The sequence below is a fragment of the Enterococcus sp. SMC-9 genome, assembly GCF_021011285.1.
Lineage (GTDB): Bacteria > Bacillota > Bacilli > Lactobacillales > Enterococcaceae > Enterococcus_C > Enterococcus_C montenegrensis.
This window is the reverse complement of record NZ_JAILYE010000004.1, coordinates 149,210-171,616: the sequence shown is the minus strand read 5'-3', so window position 1 is coordinate 171,616 and position 22,407 is coordinate 149,210. Positions and strand designations below refer to the sequence as shown.

Here is a 22,407-nt window from a genome sequence, read left to right as displayed (position 1 = left end):
TATTTTTTGTCAGACCATCACTTAGAATGATTAGAAAAAATGATTTTTTTTGATTATTTTGAAAAAATGGTATTTAGTCAGGTAATTGAGCCAATTTTTCTTAAAAAAGTGATAAAATACAATTTGATATAATGTTTAGAGATGAATTCTCTTTAGATAACGTTTTTACTACAAAGTAGCTAAGGGATATCATTTGCGACAAGACTGATTTCTAAGTACAATAATCTTGTCGGAAGGGGAGTAAAGAAAATGGCTGAATTTGCACTAGCGGCGGCAGGGCTTGAGACCGTGGCATTACGCGTTAAAAATCGAAACTTAATGATTGAATTTTATCGCGATATTATTGGTTTTAATTTGAAAAGAGAAGAAAATGAATTAGCAATTTTTGGCAACGCCAAAAGTAAAAGCGAATTGTTGTGGTTGGAAGAAAGTCCTTATGCACAAGACCACACTGGTGAAATTAAGAAATTACAACGGTTGTGTTTGGTGATTCCTTCTGAAAAGGAGTTGGCCGATGTGGCACAACGTCTAATTAAAGCAGACTATCCAATTAAAGATGCATTAGCAGACAACGATGCAACGGGAATTTTAGTTGAAGATCCTGAGGGCAATCAGTTGGAAATTTATTTTGGCACAAAAAGCGAACATCAAAATCCAACAGCGTTTAATCTTGCTGATTTAGCGCAAAAAGCCACAGGAGAATTTCCCCGTTTATCAGATGACGTTCATTTTGATAAACTTCATCTAAATACAAGTCGCTTAAAAGAGCAGCAAGATTTTTTAGAAAATGTTATTGGTCTAAAAGTTCAAGATGAAACGAGTGGTATTTTGGCTTTAAATGGCGGAAACTTCCATGTGGGACTAACGGCTGGTCAAGGAGGAACATTAGATCTTTCAACAGATGATGTTTTAGGGCTTGATTTCTTACAGTTTCGCGTTTTACCTACAGATATCTTAGCTTTAGCAGACCACTTAGCAAGTTTAAACGTTGCGTTTTTCATCGATCAGAAAAAACAAATTATTACAATTTATGATCCAACCGGAATTGAATGGTGGTTCATTAGTAAAGATAAAAAACGGCATTAGAAAGCAAAACGATTGAATCTGGGCGATTAGTCCGGATTCTTTTTTTGAACGATAAAAAGATAAAATCTTGAGAAATTTGCACAGCAATTCATTGAAATTCCTTTTAATACTTAAAAGCAAAACGAGTTTGTGCAGTCTTTCTTTTCTTGAATTACGTGGTAAAATCAAAAAAAGCAACTAAGAATTAAAGGTGAATAAGATGTATGCAAAAACAAAAGCATGTATTAAAGAGCAACTGGCTGCAGGTATCTTTCCTGGTGCGGCTTTTGCCTTTATTGAAAAAGAAGCAGTGGATGAAACGATAGTAGGTGCTCAGATGATTGTACCTCATAAAGTACCTTTACAAAAAGATACGCTGTTTGATGTGGCTTCTTTAACCAAAGTAATTTGTACCACGAGCGTTGTTTTGCGTCTAAACCAACAGGGGATTATACAGTTAGATCAGCCGTTACAAAAGTATCTATCCGCTTTTAGAAATCCGCAAATTACCTTACGCCACTTACTAACCCATACTTCTGATATTAAGACATGGATTGCCAATCGAGATAAGTTAAATAAAGAAGAGTTAAAGGCGGCCTATTTAAAATTACAACCGGGCGAAAATTTAGGCAAAGTTGTCCAATATACAGATGCGGGGACGATTTTATTAGGTTTTATGCTAGAAGAAATATATCAAAAGACAACTATTGAAATTTTTCGTACAGAAGTTTTGGAACCATTAAAGATGGATGATAGCTTATTTTTACCATCTGAGGCGTTAAGAAGTAAAATTGCACCAACGGAAGTCTTGTCTGACGGCACTGTTTTGCAAGGTTTAACCCACGACCCTAAGGCGCGAGTATTACAAGCTGAAGCTGGAAATGCTGGTCTATTTACTAACCTGTCAGATTTAGAAATTTTTGCCCAAATGTATTTAAATTGGGGCCAAGATTATCTACGTGAAGAAACCGTGGCAATGCTTTTGACAGATCAAACGCCAACACATAATAACAAACGATCTTTGGGCTGGGATTTAAAATATACTGTAGATGATAAATGCCGTCCGTTGTTATTTCACACTGGGTATACAGGGACCTTTATGCTATTAGACCCTGAAAATAAAAGCGGTTTTATCTTTTTGAGTAACCGGGTACATCCTATAGATAATCGCCAGCTTTATTTGAAAAAAAGAGATGAGATCCTTACATTATATTTAAAAGAAAAGGCTCACAAATCGTGAAAAGTGGTATAATACTTCAAGACAAGTTGTTATAAAAAAGAAAGTAATATTTTCCAAACGAGGCAAAACATTACAACTAGGAGGAAATTGATAATGGAACCATTATTTATGAAACCTGTTTTTCAAGAAAAAATTTGGGGTGGCAATCGATTACATACAGTTTTCGGTTTTGACTTACCCAGTGATAAAATTGGAGAAGATTGGGCGATTAGTGCCCATCCCCATGGTGTAAGTGTCGTTGAGAATGGCGAATTTGCTGGACAAAAATTAGACGATTTATGGCAAAACCACAAAGAGTTGTTTGGTAATCCTACTGAACCTGTTTTTCCACTACTGATTAAAATTTTAGATGCAGAAGATGAATTATCTGTCCAAGTACACCCAGATGATAAATATGGGATGGAACACGAAGGTGAATTAGGTAAAACCGAATGTTGGTATATCATTGATGCCGCGCCGGGTGCAGAAATTATTTATGGGCACCATGCACAAACCAGAGAAGAATTAGCTGAAATGATTCATGCTGAACGCTGGGATGACTTATTAACTCGTGTGCCAGTGCAAAAAGGCGATTTCTATTATGTACCAAGTGGGACAATTCATGCCATTGGTAAAGGTATTATGATTTTAGAAACTCAACAAAGTTCTGATACGACCTACCGTGTGTATGACTATGATCGTAAAGATGATAGCGGAAATACACGGGAGTTACACATCCAACAATCTATTGATGTAACGACCATACCAGCTTTAAAACCAGAATTAAATGTAACAGAAGTAAAAAAAGGAAATTCAAGTATTATCACCTATTTGAAAACTGACTTCTTTAACGTTTACGAGTGGCAAGTTAAAGGTGAATTGCATCTAGACGCTCATGCACCATATACGTTAATGACTGTGATTGACGGTTTCGGTGAATTAAAAGTTAACGGCAAATCTTATGAAATGCCAATGGGAACAAGTTGTATTATGCCAAACGGTATTTCTGATTGGACAGTTGAAGGTGACTGCAGCATTATCGCTTCAGAACCTGGTGCAAAAGAATAATTTCAAAAGTAAAACCTGTGGTAAAAGTCACTTTGATTTTTGCCGCAGGTTTTTTATTTGTAAAGGAAGGATAAATTTTTACAAGAAAAAATAGTGCTTTGACTGTTCTAGCTGTCTAGCTTTTCTGCCTATTGATTTTTACTGCAGCATTTGAGATTTGGTACAATAGAAAAAAAGGCAAGGGATGTGTTGCAATTGTTTTATGCGCCGTTATTCGTAACTGTATTTGCTAATTTGTTGTATCATTTTGCTTCAAAGAGTGTGAATGAAAAGAGCAATCTGTTCTTTTCACTTTTGATTGTTTACGGAATTGCATGGCTAATATGTCTAGTAACTTTTTTATCAGGAAGTCATAAAACTAGCCTTTTGCAAGAAGTAAAATATTTAAATTGGGGAACTGTTTTATTGGGAATTGCGATTGTTTTTGTAGAGGTGGGCTATTTGTGGATGTATCGTTCAGGCTGGCCTGTGAATATGTCAGCGATTTTAGTCACGAGTTTATTGACGTTAGCGTTAATCCCAATTGGCATTTTTATTTTTAAAGAACCCTTTAACTTAAAAGAGGCAATGGGTATTTTATTTTGCTTGTTGGGGGTCTATTTACTGCAATAGTTATTAAAAAATCAGCAAAGATTAATTAATGACAATAATACGCCTTAAATGTTCAATGTTGGCGTTGAACATTTAAGGCGTATTTAGATTGATCTGTTTTTTATTAAGATAATTTTGTTAGGTCTAAAACAGTTTCTCGTTGGATTAGCTGGTGGGGAACAATGACTTTAATCCCGTCTGTGATCTGTTGATTGATTTGCTCCATCAATTTTTGTGTTGCCATTTTTCCTAAGCGAGCGACATCAATATCAAGGCTAGTGATATAAGGATGGACGAGTGTGGAGAAAATGGAATTATTAAAACTAATTAACGATAAATCGTCGGGAATTTTTTTACCATAAATTTGGGCCAACTGCATAATACGCATCGCAAACAGATCATCAATAACGACTAATGCAGTAGCCTGGGTATCTTTTAATATATCTTCAAAGACAACATAATCTTCGGGTGTTTCAAATTTAACTGCCGGTTGGGTCGTCAAATTTGCCATCATCAAGGCTTTTTGATAGCCAAAATAGCGCTCAAAATAAAGATTTTCCCGGGTCGTATTCGTAGCAAATAAGATATCTTTGTGTCCGCGGGCAATTAAATATTCCGTTGCTTGTTTTCCAAGTAATTGGTTATCATTATCGACAAAAACAATTTCGCTTTCGTTTTGATAAGGCTGTCCAATTAAAGTAAAAGGTATTTTATTGTCATATAAATAGGCAATAACTGGATCATGATTATCCGAATAAGTTAAGATAAAGCCGTCAACTTGTTTTTGTAGATGCATCCGTTTAACATTTTCCAAAAGAGTATCAAAATCTGGCGCAGAAGCAACGGCCACAGACATTTGATAGGTACTGGCTTCTTCGTTGACCGCTTCGATAGTTTCTAAATAAAAGGGGTTGCCTAAACGTTCTTTTGAATCTAAAGGAGGCAAGATGATGCCTATCGCACTGGCAATTTGTTTACCGAGATTGCGCGCCGTAACGTTGGGAACGTAGCCTAAGTCCTTCATAACTTTGCGGACTTTTTTCTTGGTTTCTTCAGAGATGCTAGGATGGTCATTGATGACGCGGGAAACCGTCGAAGTAGCTACGCCGGCTTTTTTGGCGACATCTTTTACAGTGATGCTCATGGGTCTCCCCCCTGTTTCATTTTGAAATGGATTCTTTTGCTATCATAGCAATTTTGACGTTAGAAAACTAGCGAAATTCTTTATTCTGAATTGATATTTTTTATTTTGCGTAAAAAACAAAAAACTGAGACAAGCGTTTGTAGGCTTTTGTCTCAGCTTTTTTTAGATAACGTGATAAAAACAAGTGCTGTCACAACAAGCTAAACTTTACCTAGAAATAAAATTTTATTTGTAAGTTAGCTTGGTGAAGGCAACTTAATTGTTCATCGCTGCTGTGATTTCGTCTACTAAGGTATAACTTTCATCATACAAGGATACTGCAAGGGCCTCTCCCAAAACAAGTTTCAAAGTGACAGCTTCTTTTGTTACAGTCACGGCTAAAAGTCTTCCGCGGTAATTGATGTGAAAGGCATAGCTTTCCCATTTGCTTGGTAAAAACGGCGCAAAACGCAATGTTTCGTGATCAGTTTTCATTTGGGCAAAGCCTTGAACGATTGCAAGCCAACTACCGGTCATTGAAGTAATGTGCAAACCGTCTTCGGTATCGTTGTTGTAATTATCTAAATCTAAACGGGCAGTTCGTTCATACATTTCCAACGCTTTTTCTTCCATGCCCAATTCAGCAGCTAAAATAGCGTGAATGCTAGCAGAAAGAGATGATTCATGAACAGTCATAGGTTCATAGAAGTTGAAGTTCTTACGTTTTTCTTCCAAAGTAAATTGATCAGAAAAATAATAAATTCCCTGTAAGACATCTGCTTGTTTGATAAAACAAGAGCGCAAAATTTTATCCCAAGACCAATGTTGATTTAAAGGCAATTCAGCAGAGTCTAAGTCGGTTACAGGCATTAAATCTTTGTCTAAAAACGTATCGTGTTGCACAAAAATACCAAGCTCTTCATCTGCAGGTAAATACATATTGTCAATGATATCTTCCCATTTATCTTGTTCTGTTTTACTGATGGTAACGGTAGTGCGATCTTTTAAGCGATGGTAGCTTGTTAAGGTGTACTTCAAGCACCAAGCTGCTAAAATATTGGTATACCAGTTGTTGTTAATATTATTTTCGTATTCGTTAGGACCAGTTACACCGTGAATCATATATTTCTGTTGTCGTTTTGAATAATGGACACGATCTGCCCAGAAACGGGAAATAGCAGTTAAAACCTCTAATCCTTCTTTTTGTAAATAAGTTTCATCACCAGTGTAGTTCGTATAGTTGTATATCGCATAAGCGATAGAACCGTTCCGATGAATCTCTTCAAAAGTAATTTCCCATTCATTGTGACATTCAATCCCAGTAAAAGTTACCATTGGATATAAAGCGCCAGCTAATCCTTGTTTTTGGGCATTGATGTGGGCTTCTGGTAATTGGTTATGCCGATATTTTAAAAGGTTTTTGGTGACATCAGGTTTTGCTAAGGCCAAGTAAAGTGGGACAGCATAGGCTTCGGTATCCCAATATGTTGCACCGCCGTATTTTTCACCGGTAAAACCTTTTGGTCCAATATTTAACCGCTCATCATCGCCGTAATAAGTTGAAAATAGTTGGAATAAGTTGAAACGGATGCCTTGTTGGGCTGCAGGATCACCATTAATAGCAACATCTGCTAATTCCCAGCGCTTTTTCCAAGCCTCAACTTGTTCTGCTTTTAATGTAGCAAACGATTGATCATAGGCAGTCATCAATTCAACTGCTTTTGCGACTTGATTTTCTTCTGGAATATCACGACTCGTTAAAACAACAATTCGTTTTTCAAAAGAAATTGTTTCCCCAGCTTTTGCTTCGTAATAAAAAGCATCTGAAATTGCTAACGGTGCTGGTGTTGTCGCTAATGATTTTTGATCGTGTTTCATTAACGCAGTCACACTGAAACGTTCGATTCCAAAGTTGTTGGGTACCGTTTGGACGGTCAAGTAAGTAGCATCGTTTTCTTTACCACTTGCTTTTTCTTCCCAAAATAATTCATCGTAATTACTATCTTCGTTACGAACATTGCTATCTAAAGCAGAGTCAATGGTAATCGTTGCGCTACCTGTAATTACTTCGGCCGTAACTTTTAGAACAGCTAATTCTTTTTTAACAATCGATAAGAAGCGTTCAAAGTTGAAACGAATTGTAGCGTCGGCGACCTTGACTGTAAAGTGACGGGTTAAAATCCCAGTTTGCATATCAAGTTCTAAATAAAAATCTTCATAGGGAATTGTTGCCAAATCAATTGTTGTATCGTTGACTTTAATCGTAAGGCTAAAAAAATTAACCGCATTGATTACTTTACCAAAGTAGTCTGGATAGCCATTTTTCCACCAGCCAACGCGCGTTTTATCTGGATACCAAACACCAGCTAAATAAGTACCTAGATGATGGTCACCAGAATAGTGCTCCTCAAAATTTCCTCGCATCCCCATATAGCCGTTTCCGGTACTTGTTAGTGATTCTTGTAGGCGTCTGTTTTGTTTATCTAAAGTTTTCGTCGCAATTTTCCATGGGTCAATGTCAAATAACCGCTGAATCTGATTCATTTTATAATCCTCCCTGTATCCTTTTGTTAAGTAAATAATAAACGCAATCGATTGCGTTAGTCAAGAGATATATTGCAAAAGTTTGCAATAAAAATATTTGGGAGCTGGAAATGAAGTATTGACCATAAGAAATATTTTATTTTCCTATTTTAATTAAAAAAAGTGTGAAAATGTTTCAGTAAAATAAAAATTAAAGTTTACCTTTACAGAAAAAAAACTCTCCGCTATAATAATTTGTAACGAAACCGATTGCGCTGAAAGCTGCAATCAAAAGAGGCAATTATTTATTCGTAATAAAGCGAAAATGACTAAAGGAGTGGAAGGTAAGTGAAAGAAAATCTGAAAAAATTGATTAGTTTTGAGTTTTGGCAAAAATTCGGAAAGGCATTAATGGTTGTAATCGCCGTAATGCCGGCTGCGGGTTTAATGATTAGTATTGGAAAAACGATACCAATGATTAATCCAGATCTAGGAGCGTTAGTGACCACAGGCGGTGTCATTGAAAATATCGGCTGGGCCGTTATCGGTAATTTACATCTTTTATTTGCTTTAGCTATTGGAGGTAGTTGGGCTAAAGAAAAAGCAGGCGGTGCCTTTGCTGCTGGTCTATCATTTATTTTGATTAACCGCATCACAGGTGCGATTTTTGGCGTTACAAGTGAGATGTTAGCAGATCCAGAAGCATTGACCAAAACGTTGTTTGGCACAAAAATTATGGTAAATGGTTTTTTTACTAGTGTTTTGGAAGCTCCAGCATTAAATATGGGAGTTTTTGTTGGTATTATCGCAGGTTTTGTGGGAGCGACAGCTTACAATAAGTATTATAACTTCCGTAAATTACCAGATGCCTTAGCCTTTTTCAACGGTAAACGATTTGTACCTTTTGTCGTTATTTTCCGCTCTATTTTAGTTTCATTAGTTTTAGCGATTGTTTGGCCTGTGATCCAAGCAGGAATTAATAATTTTGGTTTGTGGATCGCACAATCACAAGAGACCGCCCCAATTTTGGCACCGTTTTTATATGGGACATTGGAACGGCTGCTCTTACCTTTTGGACTACATCATATGTTGACGATTCCAATTAACTACACAGAATTAGGTGGCGCATATACAATTATGTCAGGCGCACAAGCAGGTCAACAGGTGTTTGGACAAGATCCGTTATGGTTGGCCTGGGCAACCGACTTGGTAAATTTAAAAGGCCAAGGCGATATGTCACAATATGAATATGTTTTAAATCATTTTACGCCAGCGCGTTTTAAAGTTGGGCAAATGATTGGAGCTTCTGGTATTTTGATGGGCTTAGCTTTTGCAATGTACCGCAATGTTGACAAAGACAAACGCAATGCATACAAATCAATGTATCTTTCTGCAGCACTAGCTGTCTTTTTAACTGGGGTAACAGAACCGCTAGAATTTATGTTTATGTTTGCGGCAGTGCCTTTGTATGTTGTTTACGCCGTTGTTCAAGGGGCAGCCTTTGCAATGGCAGATATCGTACATTTACGCGTTCATTCATTTGGCAATATCGAATTGTTAACGCGTACACCAATGGCGATAAAGGCTGGTTTAGGCGGCGACTTATTCAACTTTATTTGGGTAACATTAGTCTTTGGGGTTGCCATGTTCTTCATTGCCAATTTCTTAATTAAAAAATTCAATTTTGCCACACCAGGACGTAATGGAAACTATGAAAATGACAATAAAGGAGAGGGCGACAGTGCAGCTGTTTCAGCAGATGGCTCTCTTGATCCAAATTCTCAAATCGTAAAAGTGATTAACCTTTTAGGTGGTAAAGAAAATATCATGGATGTCGATGCTTGTATGACACGTTTGCGGGTTTCTGTTAAAGATCCAGCTAAGGTTGGAAAAGAACCAGATTGGAAAAACGCAGGTGCGATGGGACTATTGGTGAAAGATAAAGGCGTACAAGCTGTTTATGGTCCAAAAGCCGATATTTTAAAATCTGATATTCAAGATGCCATTGATTCTGGTATGGAGATTCCACAAACAGAAGTGATTGCTGAAATTAGCACAAGCAAGGCAGCAACGAAATTTAAAGGCGTAACCGAAACTATCGTCAATGTAGCTGATGGTAAGGTTTTAGCAATTACAGAAGTAAATGATCCTGTTTTTTCACAAAAAATGATGGGTGATGGGTTTGGCGTTGAACCTGTGAATGGCACCGTTTATGCACCAGTAGCAGGAATAGTTACCAGTGTTTTTCCAACCAAACATGCTTTAGGACTGCTGACTGATGAAGGGTTAGAGGTATTGGTGCATATGGGAATTGATACGGTTGATTTAAAAGGTGCGCCATTTACTGTAAATGTTAAAGAAGGCGATAAAGTTTCAGCTGGTGATAAGATTGCCCAAATGGATTTAGCTGCGATTCAAAAAGCTGGTAAACAAACAACTATTATTGTTGCTTTTACAAATGCAGCTGAAATTGAATCGGTGACGCTAGAAAAAACTGGCGAAGTTACTGGGAAATCACCAATTGCAAAAGTAGCGTTATAAACAAGAAGATTGCGCAAAAGACACTGCGTCTTAACGGCGCAATCTTTTTTTCACCCTACAAAAAAGTATAAACTCTCATAAGAAAAAACTGTGCTTTGCCTGCTTTAGCGCTGCCCAGTCTGTTAAATTAAATCGCTGGGACAATAAGGCGAAATTTAAAGAAATTTGGGAAACAATTTATTGAAGTCTCGCCGGATCACTAGCAAGTTGAAGGAGTTTATCCAGCTTTTCTTATTGTCTGATGTGGTCTGCAACTTTTTTTGAAGGAAAAGTATGTTATTCTTGGGACAAGTAGCAAGATAGGAGTATTAAAATGAAATTTTTAACTTTAAATTGTCATAGTTGGTTGGAAGAAAATCAAACCGAAAAATTGGCCCACCTCGCTGAAAATATTGCTACAAATGACTACGATGTTATTTGTTTGCAAGAAGTCAATCAGTTGATGACAAGTGAGAAGGCTTTTTTAGATGATTGGTTTATTCCTAGTAACACAGACGTCATTATTCGTGAAGATAATTTTGCTTTGCGTCTGCAAGAACAATTGCAATGTTTGGATAAGGAGTATTATTGGTCTTGGTGTTATAACCATATCGGCTATGACCGTTTTGATGAAGGGGTGGCAATTTTAGCCAAAGAACCTTTTATCGCCCAAGATACATTGGTATCTCAAACAAAAGATGTGACAGATTACCACACGCGCAGGATTTTGACTGCCTTAACTGCAGTGGAAGGTAAATTAGTACAAGTGCTCAGTGGTCATTTTTCATGGTGGCAAGAAGGATTTTCCTTTGAATGGGAGCAAGTCCAAGCTTTTTTAGCAGATCATTCTCATCCGCTCGTTTTAATGGGAGATTTTAATAACCCGGCTAATACAAAAGGGTATAAGCAAATCATGGAAAGTAATTGGCAGCTACAAGATAGTTTTTATGCCGCCAAAAAAACGAGTGGTCAAGAAACGACCCTAGCCCAGATTGCCGGTTGGGAAAAAAGTAATGGGGAAAGAATTGATTATATCTTTTTAACGCCAGAATTTACTGTTTTAAGTCATGAAGTCTTATTTAATGGGGATAAAACGCCAATTGTTAGTGATCATTTTGGCGTCAGTGTGACAGCACTGTGGGAATAAATAAAAAAATCAGCGGACTGATTATAAACAATCAGTCCGCTGATTTTTTTTATAAAGCAGAGGTCACATTTTTTACAATACAAAAAAATCGTATTTATTATCTTAGATAGTAATATTTGTGAAGAACCACAATTGCAAGGAGGGCAAATAAGAGCGGGTCTATTTTTTACTAATTCTTGACCATGGCTGAACTTGAAGGGTTTCCTCAGCTTTTTTTAGTGAATTGGTCGATTAAGACAGTTAGGGTAGGATCAGTAAAATCTGCCACTATTAGGGAAACGCCGGGTAATTTAGCAAGCGAATCTTTTGTTTCGGAAGTAGCGACAGCTACAATTTGAGCTGCAGCTGCATTATATGCACTTAAAAGACCAACGGGTGCATCTTCAAAAATGACACATTCTGATGGGAGTAACCTAAGGCGAGCAGCTCCTTTTAAATATGGATCAGGGTCAGGTTTACTAATCATTTTGCCGTCATCATAGACTACTTTATCCAGTTGGAACCACTGATTTAAATTCAAAGTATCAAAATAAAAATCTAAATTTGTTTTTCCCGAAGCAGTGGCAATTGTAAAGGGAATTTGTTCTTTTTGCAATAAAGTCAAAAATTCGGGTACTCCTTTTAAGAGGCTGTAATTTGGATCAGCCAAACAAAGCGCGCGATATAAAGCTTCTTTTTCTTCGGCATAGTCTGCAACTTCTTGAGCTGTTAAAGGTCGTTTGAAAACATGTTCTAAGGTATGTTGTGCATTTTTACCGTGAAAATACTTGGCAAAATCCCCTTTGGAAACAGGGGACCCTGTGACTTTAGTGATAAAAGCCTGCCAAGCTTCTTCGTGCTTTTGCGTGTCGTTAATCAAGGTGCCGTTAAAATCAAACAAAATTCCTTTCATAATAGCCTCCTTAGTGATAGAAGTGATGCGTTATAGTTTTAGTTACTGTTTTTTGCTAAAGCTTATTCCGCTAATTCTTTAGCATAAGCAGAATTAGCTGTGCGGATTTTATTAGGAAATGCTTGTGCAACCCGGTGAAAAGCAGCCAGTACATCTTCTGGTATAAAAACAGGGGCAATAAAATCTTTGCCTAAAGGTCCATAGCCAGATGGTGTATTTTGCAATCTACTAATTTCACCTAATAACAATGTAATGTATTGCTCCATTTCCCACATACCTAAAAGAGATTGGTCAAATTGTAATTTTCTATTTTCAATTTTTGTCTGGATTTTATAACTGGCATAATTAATAATTGTCGTTTGAGGTGCGAATTTTTCTAGCGTAGCACTCATTCGACGTTGCATGGTCGCATCTTGGGATAAAATAAGTGATTTTTTTGGCAGTTTGTTTTTGGTCAATAGTTTCAATAGATTGGTGATATTATTGCCGCAATTCGTTGATTGAACTTCTAAGTAGTCCGCAGTTTGGCCTAATTTTAGATACAAAATGTCATTAAACATTTCTGCTTCACTCTGGTCTGTTGCAATCATCGGATATGCTTGCCTTATTTTATCCCGCAGCGCATCAGTTGTATGGCCTTGTCCGCCGACAATCAGATACTTTTTTGCGACTTGGTTTTTCATCGCAGTTACTAAAGGTTCAATACCAGCTAGAATGGTGCCACCAAATAAAACGAAGGCATCTGCCTGGGGAAAATTATAAGCTTTCTGCAAATTAGCTTGTGTTAAAGCTGGAATATCCCGCAGCGTACAAAAGGCAGCTAAAGTATTAATGTCATCAGCAAGTGTAGGTTTCATTTACTAGTTTTTCCCTTCGATAATTTGATTTTAGGTTATTAGACTTCAATTGATTTTACCACTTCTTAAAGCAAATTCGGCTTAAAAATAGCTTACTCATTTTTGGTAATGGCACAAATTATTTTGTTGCTTCATACAGTAAAATATGACGAAAAAACTTACTGTCTAGCTAGATACCAAGTGTAAATTCAAGCAGTCAAGGCAAGTAACTGACTGCGTTTTAAAATTCGGTAGCCACCGCGAACTTTTTGCAAAATGCCCTGATCTTTAAAATTAGTCATGGTGCGCAGCAAATGACGGTAACTAACATTTAAAATAGCCGCACAATTATTAAGTTGAAAAGAAAAAAGTTCATCTTTTTCATGTTCTAAAATAAAACGGGCTAGTCTAGTTTCGACGGGTTCACTTAAGGAATTGGCCAGATTAATCCCTGTGTTTAAGCGGTAGCTAAGCAGCTGACAGGTATGTTTTAAAAAGCGCAAATCATTTTGCAAAATAGAACGGTATTGCTTCAAGTTAATGCAAACACAAGTGCAAGGGGTCATGGCTTTAACGCTGCTACTGGGTGTGGTTTCCCATAAAGAAGAGGCCTCTCCGATAATGGTTGCTTCATAGCAGTAATTGATACAAATGTTTTGTGTATCGTAGGTAAATGAATAGACCATCGCACTTCCTTCTACTAGAAAATATAAGTACTTCGAAGCTGTTCCCGCTTGAATGAGATCTTCATCTTTTTCAAAGGTACATAAAGTTGCAATTGAAAGTAAATCTGTACTTAAATAATCTTGTAAATTATTAGTGGCAATTGCTTCTTTTAACTGGCTTTTATCAAATAGCTGTTTCATAAAAGCTTCCTTTCTCAAATGAGTGTTTTGTTATTTTTGATTATAACGGCAAATGAGTAAAAAAGCATCCTTTTTCCAAGTGGTGTAAAGATAATGTTCGGGTTTTACTTAAAATTTACAAAAAAATTACCTACAAAGTGACACAGGTCATTTTTGTTTGAGATAATTCTTGCTATTATGTGGGGGCAATATAAATCATTTTCCAATAGGAGGAGAAAACATGCGTTTCAAAATGTTGGCAACCGGTCTTTTAACACTAGGAATTTTAGTCGGTCTTACAGGGTGTGGTAATGAACAAAAGGCACAAGGGGACACAAAAGAAAAATTGGTGGTGCAATTTGTTCCAACGAATAATGATGGTTCTATGGAAGCTAAAACAAAACCATTTGCTGCGTATTTATCAAAAAAACTTGATAAAGATGTGACTGTTACTCTGGCAACAGATTATTCTACGATTGTTGAAGCGATGGCCTCAGGTCAAGTTGATGTAGGAATTATGCCGCCAGCGGCTTATGTGCAAGCAAAAGATATGGATGCAGCAGAAGCAGTGTTGACCTCTCAATTGGGTGCTTACGATAGAAAAACAGGTTTACCAACAGATAAATTAACCAATACTTTTAAAGGTGAAATTTTAGTTAAAGCTGATAGCAACTTAAAGGATTTGACAGACTTAAAAGGAAAGAAAATTGCTACTTTAAGTCCGAATTCAGCTAGTGGCTATATTTACCCGGTAGCTGAATTAAAAGAGGCCGGTGTTGACCCAACTAAAGATGCTACTGTTACAACGGTCAATGATATTCCAAGTGAAATGACAGCTGTATTAAACGGTCAAATGGATGCAGCCTTTGTTTTTGAAGGTGCGCGTAATGTATTTGCTTCAAAATTCAGTGATCAGGATATTATGAAAGATTTACGGGTTTTATATTTAACCACAGGTGATATTCCTAACGATGCGATTGCGGTGCAGCCCAAAATGGACACGAAATTAAAACAAGAAATTAAAGATGTCTTTTTGAATATGCCAAAAGATGAAGCCGGACAAGAAGCGATGGCTTTATGGGGGCACAAAGGCTACCAAGAATCTGCTGATAGTGCCTATGATACAATTCGCGAATACACGAAAAAAGCTTCTGAGTAAACAAATTGCCGGTTCTTAGGAGCTGGCTTTTTTACTCGTATAATTATAGAGTCAAAGCGTTTTTCAGTTAGAAAAAAATGCGCTTCAAGTTGTCATTTGGAAGAATTTCGATATCTAATTTAGGAGTTAAAAATATGATTGAATTTAAAAATGTTGCTAAAGTCTACCCGAATGGTGTCAAAGGCTTAAAGGATATTAATTTAACGATTGCCGATGGTGAATTTGTTGCCATTATCGGATTGAGTGGTGCTGGGAAAAGTACCCTCTTGCGGTCTATCAATCGTCTGGTCACAACGACTGCTGGTGAAATTATCATTAATGGTGAATCGATTACAAACGCCAATAAGAAAAAATTGCGGGAAATCCGCCGCAATATTGGGTTAATCTCACAAAGTTTCAATTTGGTTAAACGCAGTACAGTCCAAAAAAACGTATTATCCGGTCGTCTTGGCTATTATTCTACTTGGAAAAGTATCTTTGGTTTGTTTACAAAAGCCGACTATGAAAAAACAGCGACAGCTTTAAGTCAAGTCGGCTTATCTGATAAATTGCACACCCGAAGTGATGAATTAAGCGGTGGTCAGCAGCAGCGTGTTTTAATTGCAAGAGCCTTAGTGCAGCAAGCTGACATTATTTTAGCTGATGAACCGGTGGCATCTCTTGATCCGGTTACATCTGAAAAAGTGATGGGAGATTTAAAAGAAATCAACCAAAACTTAAATAAGACGATTATTGTGAATATTCACTCTGTCTCTTTGGCAAAAGCATATGCCAGTAGAATTATCGCTTTAAAAAGTGGTGAAATTGTTTTTGATGATGTTGCACAAAAACTGACGGAACAACGTCTTAGTGAAATCTATGGGAAAGCGTACGAAAAGGAAGTGGGAGAAAATGCAAATTAAAGATACCGTCCATTTTAATTGGTACAAACATTTATTTGTAATAATTGTGCTACTGCTGTGTTTACAAGGCAGTATCCTTTTAACTGACGCTAATTTTCAGGCGGTATTTCAAAATTCTAATCAGATGGCCCTTTTTTTAGCCCGCTTTTTAAAACCTGACTTTAGCTATTTACCAAGTCTTGTAACGCCACTACTCAAAACATTGCAGATGTCTGTTTTGGGTACTTTTTTAGGTGTTCTATTTGCCGTTCCGATTAGTTTTTTAGCGACTCACGTTGTGACAAAACAACGTCTTTTATCTTATATTATCCGCTTTTTCTTAGGCGTGATTCGCACGATTCCCAATTTATTATTGGCCGCTTTATTTGTTGCCATTTTTGGTATTGGTGAGGCAACAGGGGTACTAACGATTGCCGTTTTTACCTTCGGGATGGTTTCCCAGTTGATTTTTCAAGCAATTGAAACAATTGATTTTGGCCCAATTGAAGCCAATGAGGCAGTTGGTGCCAACAAAATGCAAGTGGCTATTTGGTCGGTTACACCGCAAGTCATTAACCAAATTATCAGCTATACTTTTTATGCCTTTGAAGTAAACGTACGAGCTTCGACCGTGTTGGGATATGTGGGCGCTGGTGGGCTTGGTGTTATTTTGAATTCATCATTAGCGCTTATGCGTTACGATCGCGTATCCATTATAATTTTGACGATTTTTGTGGTGGTGGCCATTGTGGATGGTTTAAGTGAAGCAGTTAGGAGGAGATTAGGATGATACTTAGTCAAGTTAGCAAAAAAATATATTTTTTTGTGCTGCTACTTTTAGCTTTAGTGATTTATTCTGCCTCAGGAATTGACTACAGCAGCTTAAAAACATTTTCTTTTGCAATGGGAGCAGAAGTAATACAAGGGCTAGCCCATCCTGATTGGCACTACTTATATGATGGTAGTGGAGAAGATTTGCTTAGCTTATTGTTGCTTACGATTGGGATTGCTTTTTTAGGCACTTTTATTGCAACGATTTTGGCACTACCTTTAACTTTAATTAGTGCCAGCAATTTGTGGCAAAATTATCCTTGGGTAGCCAAAATTGGTAAATTTATTTGTAACGTTTTGCGGGCTTTTCCTGAACTCGTTTACGCTATTATTTTCGTTAAAGTCGTTGGTCCAGGACCCTTTGCTGGGGTAATGGCAATCGGCGTGCATCAAATTGGCATGTTAGGAAAATTATTTACCGAAGAAGCCGAAGGGATGGATGAGGCTTTGATTGAGGATGCAGCAGCGATTGGTGCTAATTTTTGGCAAATTGTTTTCTCTGTGCGTATACCATATTTATTACCAATCTATAGTTCACTGTCTTTAAATCATTTTGAAATCGCCGTGCGAAGTGCCGCAACTTTAGGTTTGGTAGGTGCCGGCGGAATTGGGGCACCTTTGATATTTGCAATTCAAACGCGGAGTTGGGATCGCGTTAGTATTATTTTATTAGGAGTCGTGGTAACCGTCTTTAGCTTAGACTTATTCACTGGCTGGATTCGTAGGAAGTTACGCTAATGAAAATTTTACAACTCTCTGATTTACATTACCGTAGTCATTATTTGCCAGCTACCACAGGTTATCAAGCAATGTTGACAAAAATGGAGAATCCCTTGACCTATTTAGATCGTGCGATTGAAAAGGCCAAAGAAATGACAGCTATTGATTTAGTCTTGCTTACTGGCGATTTAACCGAAGATGGTCAAATTGCTGATTATCGCTTTTTGCACGAGTATTTTACCAAAAAGTTTCCTGATACACCTGTTATGGTCACATTAGGTAACCATGATATCAAAGAAAATTTTTATCAAGGGTGGCTAAAAAACGCGCCTTCTTCAAACTACTATAATTTCGTTTCTGAATTTGATCCGTTTTATTTAGTGTCATTTGATACTTCTGTTTATGGTAATGCAGACGGGACAATTGATAAAGCTCAGTTAAATTGGTTAGAAGAAGTTCTTTCAGCGCACCAAGACAAGCCCGTTTTATTTATGACTCATCACCATTTAATTGCAGAACAATATGCAACGTTAAATTTACCCCAGTCTGATCAATTGTGGCAAATTTTAAAACGTTACACTATTTTAGCTGTTTTAAATGGCCATACGCATTACCATTATCACAAAACTGTCGGTCAAATTCCTTACTATACCGCCGATGGTCTTTCCTTTTTGGGACAAGATGAAGGCGATGGGATTGTTCGCTTTGTTCAACACGCGGGTTTTAGTCTTTACGAAGTCAAAGCAGGGCAGTTAAAAGAGACCGCAAGAGAAATTGTAACGAGCGGCAAGTTATTACAAAAAGTCGATATGCGCTCGTGTTAGGTCAATAAAAAAGGTGTGACATAAAATTGTCACACCTTTTTTTGCGCATAAACAGCGTTTATTATAAGTAACGGAACACTCTGGTTGTGGCCTCATTTTTTGTTTGTATTAAGCAATTTCTGCTAATGAGGGGACAGTGATCGCACCGTATTTTTTTTCTAAAGCTGTTTTTAATAAGCGGTAAGCTAGTTTTTCATTGCGAGCTAGGATAGGGCCGTGGAAATAAGAACCGTAAACATTGCGGTAGATGACACCTTCTGTTTGATCTTCGCCGTTATTGCCTTTTCCTTCAACGATTTTGCCTAAAGGTTTTTCTCCTGCGCCTAAAAAAGTCCGTCCGTTGTGGTTTTCAAAGCCGTAGTAAGTTTCATCGAATTCTTCATTGTGAATGACAATGTCGCCAATAAAACGATTATTTTCCTGACTTAACGTGTAGTGATCTAACGCGCCGATTCCTTTGATTTTTTCGCCATTAGCTCCCATGTAATAATGACCCAATAATTGATAGCCACCACAAATAGCTAACATGATACCATCATTTTCGATGTAATCTGTTAAATCTGCCTTTTTATTTTGAATATCTTCAGAGACAATTAATTGTTCAAAATCTTGTCCGCCGCCAAAAAAGACGAGATCGTATTTGGCAGGATCAAATTTTTCGTGGATACTAACAATCTCTGTGTCCAATTGAATGCCCATTTTTTTTGCTAAATATTGTAACACCAATAAGTTGCCGTTGTCGCCGTAAGTGTTCAACAGGTTGCCGTATAGATGGGCCAATGTTAATTCATAATCAGCCACGATCCATTCCTCCTTTAATGTAACCTTTTTCTGCTAATTTTTTTCGTAATTGTAACACTGCAGTGTAGGTTGCCAAAATATAAACATTTTCTGTTGGTAATTTCTTAATATCTTCAATGACTTCATCTAAGTCTTTGGTTTCGGTTAATTTATCTTCTTGAATACCCGCCACTTTTAAGCGTAATGCCATATCTTTGTGGCGCTCGCCGCCGGCAATGACTGCTGGGATATCCATTTGGGCAAAGGCTTCATGATTACCATCCCAAATCCAGCTGACATCAATTCCGTCTGCATAATTGGCGTTTAATAAGGCCACAAGGGAAAAAGAGTAAGGTGAAAGACCAATCATATCAATGACTTGATTTAGACCAACGGGATTTTTTACTAATACTAAGGTACATTTCTTGCCGTCAATTTCAATTATTTCTTGGCGGCCAAAAACTTTTTCATCATAACCAAGACCAGCTTTGATTTTTTCTGCTGGAACATCGTAATATTCTGCTACAGCAGTTGCTGCTAAAGCATTATAGACATTGTACATTCCACCAACTTCGATACCGTATTCATGTCCGTCGATGATAAAATCCGCTGAAGTATTATCCATGGCTAACATTTTAGTCAATTTGTAATCCAATTTTGGTCGATGAAAACCACAGTTGGGACAATAATATTTACCTAAGTTAGCATAGGTAATCATTTTGTAATGCAAAATGTGGTGACATTGCGGACACAAGACACCATCGGTATTGTAGTGGGCCATTTGTTCTTTATCAGGTAAGTGATCAAAGCCGTAATATTTACGGGGATTGACGGTATCCACAGAATTAAAAATCGGTGAATCGCCATTGCACAAAATTGGCGCATTCGGTGATTTTTCAGCTCCTTCGACAATCAGACGATAGGTCGTATAAATTTCCCCATAACGGTCCATTTGGTCACGGAAGATATTCGTGAAAACAAATAATTCTGGCTTGATATAAGCGGTTACCTTACTAAGACTGGCTTCATCGATTTCTAGGACAGCAAAGTTTTTTTGATTTTTCTTTGGCTTGGCAGATAAAAAGGTTGAAACAATCCCTTGTACCATGTTGGCACCTGTCGGGTTGGTCAACACCTCATCAAATTGTTGTTTTAAAATATTAACAGTTAAAGCAGTCGTAAGTGTTTTACCGTTTGTCCCGGTCACGACTACCACTTCGTAAAGATCAGAATAGTAATCTAAAACATTGGGATCAATTTTTAGGGCCAATTGTCCTGGATAGCTGGAACCACCTTTGAAAAAGGTTTTTAAAACCCATTGGGCACTTTTACCGGCAAATATCGCCAAGTGACTACGTAAGCTCATAAATTTTGTTGCTCCTTTTAGTTAAACTGACGTTACGTTTTATAAATCCAACTTATCATACCATAGTCTGAATAATTTACGGTAACACCTTTGCTTTTTCTTAAATTTTAGTCGCAGATACTGCCGTTATCACAACAACAAAACTAAGTAACGCGTTGAAATCCTGCAAAAATGCAAAAAAGCTTTGCAAACTCGCTTAGCTTTTAACAATAAGACCAAATAGCTTAGCTTATTGTAGCTGAGGTTTAGTTTGAAAAGCTCGTTATAGGTATTTTTGCGGTAAATGATTTATTCAGGTGAAAATTTTAGACGTTACACGAATTATTTTGACTACTTCAAGCAGAATGTTTCTAATCGAATTTTTTTACTTTACCCAATAATGATTTGTTCAGTCGGGTATTCGTAACCTTGGTCGCGAGTTTCTTTTGGAATAAAGAGTAACAAGGTATACAACATACCAATGCGGCCGATAAACATTAATAAAGCAATGACAATTTTTCCTACAACGGATAAGTCAGAGGTTATGCCAAGCGATAAGCCGGTTGTCCCAAAAGCTGAAGTCACTTCGACAATAATGGCGATTAGCGATTGTTTTTCAGTGGCGCTTAGCAATAAGACACTAAAAAAGCACATGGCTAAAGAAAGCATAAAAACGACGACTGATTTACGGACATCCGCATCACTTATTCGGCGGCCAAAAATATTAATATTATCTTCGCTTTTTAAAAATGAAGTCATGTATAACCCGATAATGGCGATGGTCGTCGTTCGCACACCGCCTCCGACAGAACTAGGACTACAGCCAATAAACATCAGGAGTGAAAAGATGATTAAAGTTGTCACTTGAAACTCACCTAAGTCGTGGATCTGTAACCCCGCGTTACGGGTAGTCATGGAGTAAAACATACTATTAATAAAGCGTCCCAATGGATCAATTCCTGCAAATAAGTGATCTCTTTCCAATAAGTAAATAATCAGGGTCCCACCAACAAACAAAATAACAAAGGCTAACACAGCAATTTTAGTAAAGAGGGAAAAGCGAAAAGGCAGACGTCGTTGTATTTTTTTGCGCCGGTATAAAATCCACTCGTAAAAATCCATTAAAACAGGAAAGCCAATCCCGCCAATAAAAATTAAAAACATAATGACGATCAAAAAAGGATAGTCGTTGGCAAAAGGCATAATTGAATCTCCTGTGACATCAAAACCAGAGTTTGTAACAGCCGAAATGGCTTGATAAAAGCCATAAAACACTGCGTCGCCTAGGGTTTGATAGTAACCTTGCCATAAAAAGTAAAAAGCAAACAATAAACCAAAGCTAACTTGAAAAACCAAAATCATGGTAAAGGTAATCCGAATTAACCGGACAATACCACTAAGACGGGGCTGATTCATATCCGTCATAATCAGCTGTCGTTGTTTAAGCGAAATTTTGCGGCGGGAAATAATAAAGAAGAAAGTTGAAATCATCATAATTCCGAGACCGCCAATCTGGAATAAAACTTCCAACAATATGACACCATTTTCATTAAAGACGTGATTGATATTAAAAGTTGTTAGTCCCGTCACACTGACAGTGCTAATGGCCATAAAAAACATATCTAAAAAAGGAACGTGGACATTTGGCTGACGAAAAATAGGTAAATAAAAAAGCAGCAATGAAATTAGTGTCATTAATAAATAATAGCTGACGATAATCTGAATGGAAGAAACATTGCCAGCGATAAAAAAACGTGCTCGGCGCAGTTTTTGCCGCAGCACCCGCATTATACTCATAAAAAACTCCTTTGGATAAATAATTAAGCTCGTCTTAAGTATAGCAGAGAAGCAGAAAATTGGGGGCAGGAACCTTTATTTCTCCACCGTAATCAAAAAATTGAAATTATCTTGTGGAAATTTAAAACGCGTCGTTAGAAAAAAGGTATGAATTTACCAAATTCTTGTCATAAATTATTCACATTTTCTGGCTATTATATACACATACCAACAAAACAACCCAAACCCAACAAACTTTTCT

The 22,407-nt window shown here is 37.2% G+C and carries 19 protein-coding genes; 11 read left to right on the top strand and 8 right to left on the bottom strand.

Annotated elements, in window-relative coordinates:
- Positions 1-249: 249 nt before the first annotated feature.
- The 4 genes from K4422_RS07385 (at position 250) to K4422_RS07370 (ending at position 3,964) form a co-directional block, all read left to right on the top strand.
- Positions 250-1,086 carry a VOC family protein gene (locus K4422_RS07385; protein ID WP_206902297.1) on the top strand — a complete coding sequence of 279 codons (837 nt, stop codon included), beginning with the start codon at positions 250-252 and terminating at the stop codon, positions 1,084-1,086.
- Positions 1,087-1,285: 199 nt separating this feature from the next.
- Positions 1,286-2,305 (top strand): serine hydrolase domain-containing protein, encoded by a 1,020-nt coding sequence (locus K4422_RS07380; protein WP_230710216.1) that lies wholly within the window; start codon positions 1,286-1,288, stop codon positions 2,303-2,305.
- A gap of 90 nt (positions 2,306-2,395) precedes the next feature.
- The gene (gene manA, locus K4422_RS07375) at positions 2,396-3,352 is read left to right on the top strand and encodes a mannose-6-phosphate isomerase, class I (protein ID WP_206902409.1); all 957 of its coding nucleotides are present in this window, start codon (positions 2,396-2,398) and stop codon (positions 3,350-3,352) included.
- Between the two features lie 366 nt (positions 3,353-3,718).
- Positions 3,719-3,964 carry a hypothetical protein gene (locus K4422_RS07370; protein WP_206902422.1) on the top strand — a complete coding sequence of 82 codons (246 nt, stop codon included), beginning with the start codon at positions 3,719-3,721 and terminating at the stop codon, positions 3,962-3,964.
- 103 nt (positions 3,965-4,067) lie between these two features.
- Here the strand turns inward: K4422_RS07370 and K4422_RS07365 are convergent, their stop codons facing one another.
- Together K4422_RS07365 and K4422_RS07360 are read right to left on the bottom strand one after the other, a co-directional pair.
- Positions 4,068-5,087, bottom strand: coding sequence for a LacI family DNA-binding transcriptional regulator (locus K4422_RS07365; RefSeq protein ID WP_230710213.1), 1,020 nt, complete (start codon positions 5,085-5,087; stop codon positions 4,068-4,070).
- Between the two features lie 255 nt (positions 5,088-5,342).
- Complete coding sequence (locus K4422_RS07360; RefSeq protein WP_230710211.1) at positions 5,343-7,610, bottom strand: glycoside hydrolase family 65 protein; 2,268 nt, start codon at positions 7,608-7,610, stop codon at positions 5,343-5,345.
- A gap of 339 nt (positions 7,611-7,949) precedes the next feature.
- Here K4422_RS07360 and K4422_RS07355 point away from each other — a divergent pair, with 339 nt between their 5' ends.
- Together K4422_RS07355 and K4422_RS07350 are read left to right on the top strand one after the other, a co-directional pair.
- Positions 7,950-10,130 (top strand): PTS transporter subunit IIBC, encoded by a 2,181-nt coding sequence (locus K4422_RS07355; RefSeq protein WP_230710490.1) that lies wholly within the window; start codon positions 7,950-7,952, stop codon positions 10,128-10,130.
- A gap of 313 nt (positions 10,131-10,443) precedes the next feature.
- Positions 10,444-11,256 carry an endonuclease/exonuclease/phosphatase family protein gene (locus K4422_RS07350; protein WP_230710209.1) on the top strand — a complete coding sequence of 271 codons (813 nt, stop codon included), beginning with the start codon at positions 10,444-10,446 and terminating at the stop codon, positions 11,254-11,256.
- A 205-nt stretch (positions 11,257-11,461) separates the two neighbouring features.
- Here the strand turns inward: K4422_RS07350 and K4422_RS07345 are convergent, their stop codons facing one another.
- The 3 genes from K4422_RS07345 to K4422_RS07335 all read right to left on the bottom strand — a co-directional run bounded on the left by K4422_RS07345 (position 11,462) and on the right by K4422_RS07335 (position 13,850).
- Complete coding sequence (locus tag K4422_RS07345) at positions 11,462-12,148, bottom strand: HAD family hydrolase (protein WP_230710207.1); 687 nt, start codon at positions 12,146-12,148, stop codon at positions 11,462-11,464.
- A 62-nt stretch (positions 12,149-12,210) separates the two neighbouring features.
- Positions 12,211-13,005 (bottom strand): hypothetical protein, encoded by a 795-nt coding sequence (locus K4422_RS07340; protein ID WP_230710205.1) that lies wholly within the window; start codon positions 13,003-13,005, stop codon positions 12,211-12,213.
- Between the two features lie 188 nt (positions 13,006-13,193).
- Complete coding sequence (locus K4422_RS07335) at positions 13,194-13,850, bottom strand: cyclic nucleotide-binding domain-containing protein (protein WP_206902304.1); 657 nt, start codon at positions 13,848-13,850, stop codon at positions 13,194-13,196.
- Between the two features lie 220 nt (positions 13,851-14,070).
- On the opposite strand from K4422_RS07335, the gene K4422_RS07330 reads away from it, so the two are divergent.
- From K4422_RS07330 to K4422_RS07310, 5 genes are all read left to right on the top strand, one after another.
- Positions 14,071-14,988, top strand: coding sequence for a phosphate/phosphite/phosphonate ABC transporter substrate-binding protein (locus K4422_RS07330; protein WP_230710203.1), 918 nt, complete (start codon positions 14,071-14,073; stop codon positions 14,986-14,988).
- A gap of 134 nt (positions 14,989-15,122) precedes the next feature.
- Positions 15,123-15,890: a phosphonate ABC transporter ATP-binding protein gene (phnC, locus tag K4422_RS07325; protein WP_206902306.1), complete on the top strand. Its 768-nt coding sequence runs from the start codon at positions 15,123-15,125 to the stop codon at positions 15,888-15,890.
- A complete protein-coding gene (phnE, locus tag K4422_RS07320; protein ID WP_230710201.1) occupies positions 15,880-16,659 on the top strand; it encodes a phosphonate ABC transporter, permease protein PhnE in 780 nt (259 codons plus the stop codon). Before phnC ends, phnE (K4422_RS07320) begins: the two co-directional genes overlap by 11 nt.
- Positions 16,656-17,438, top strand: coding sequence for a phosphonate ABC transporter, permease protein PhnE (gene phnE, locus K4422_RS07315; protein ID WP_206902308.1), 783 nt, complete (start codon positions 16,656-16,658; stop codon positions 17,436-17,438). The genes phnE (K4422_RS07320) and phnE (K4422_RS07315) overlap by 4 nt, the downstream gene beginning before the upstream one ends.
- A complete protein-coding gene (locus K4422_RS07310; RefSeq protein ID WP_206902309.1) occupies positions 17,438-18,244 on the top strand; it encodes a metallophosphoesterase family protein in 807 nt (268 codons plus the stop codon). The genes phnE (K4422_RS07315) and K4422_RS07310 overlap by 1 nt, the downstream gene beginning before the upstream one ends.
- Positions 18,245-18,352: 108 nt before the next feature.
- Here the strand turns inward: K4422_RS07310 and K4422_RS07305 are convergent, their stop codons facing one another.
- The 3 genes from K4422_RS07305 to K4422_RS07295 form a co-directional block, all read right to left on the bottom strand.
- A complete protein-coding gene (locus K4422_RS07305) occupies positions 18,353-19,045 on the bottom strand; it encodes a type 1 glutamine amidotransferase (protein ID WP_206902310.1) in 693 nt (230 codons plus the stop codon).
- Positions 19,038-20,390 carry a Mur ligase family protein gene (locus tag K4422_RS07300; protein WP_230710198.1) on the bottom strand — a complete coding sequence of 451 codons (1,353 nt, stop codon included), beginning with the start codon at positions 20,388-20,390 and terminating at the stop codon, positions 19,038-19,040. The genes K4422_RS07305 and K4422_RS07300 overlap by 8 nt, the downstream gene beginning before the upstream one ends.
- Before the next feature lie 369 nt (positions 20,391-20,759).
- The gene (locus tag K4422_RS07295) at positions 20,760-22,157 is read right to left on the bottom strand and encodes a TrkH family potassium uptake protein (protein ID WP_442896730.1); all 1,398 of its coding nucleotides are present in this window, start codon (positions 22,155-22,157) and stop codon (positions 20,760-20,762) included.
- Positions 22,158-22,407 lie beyond the last annotated feature (250 nt).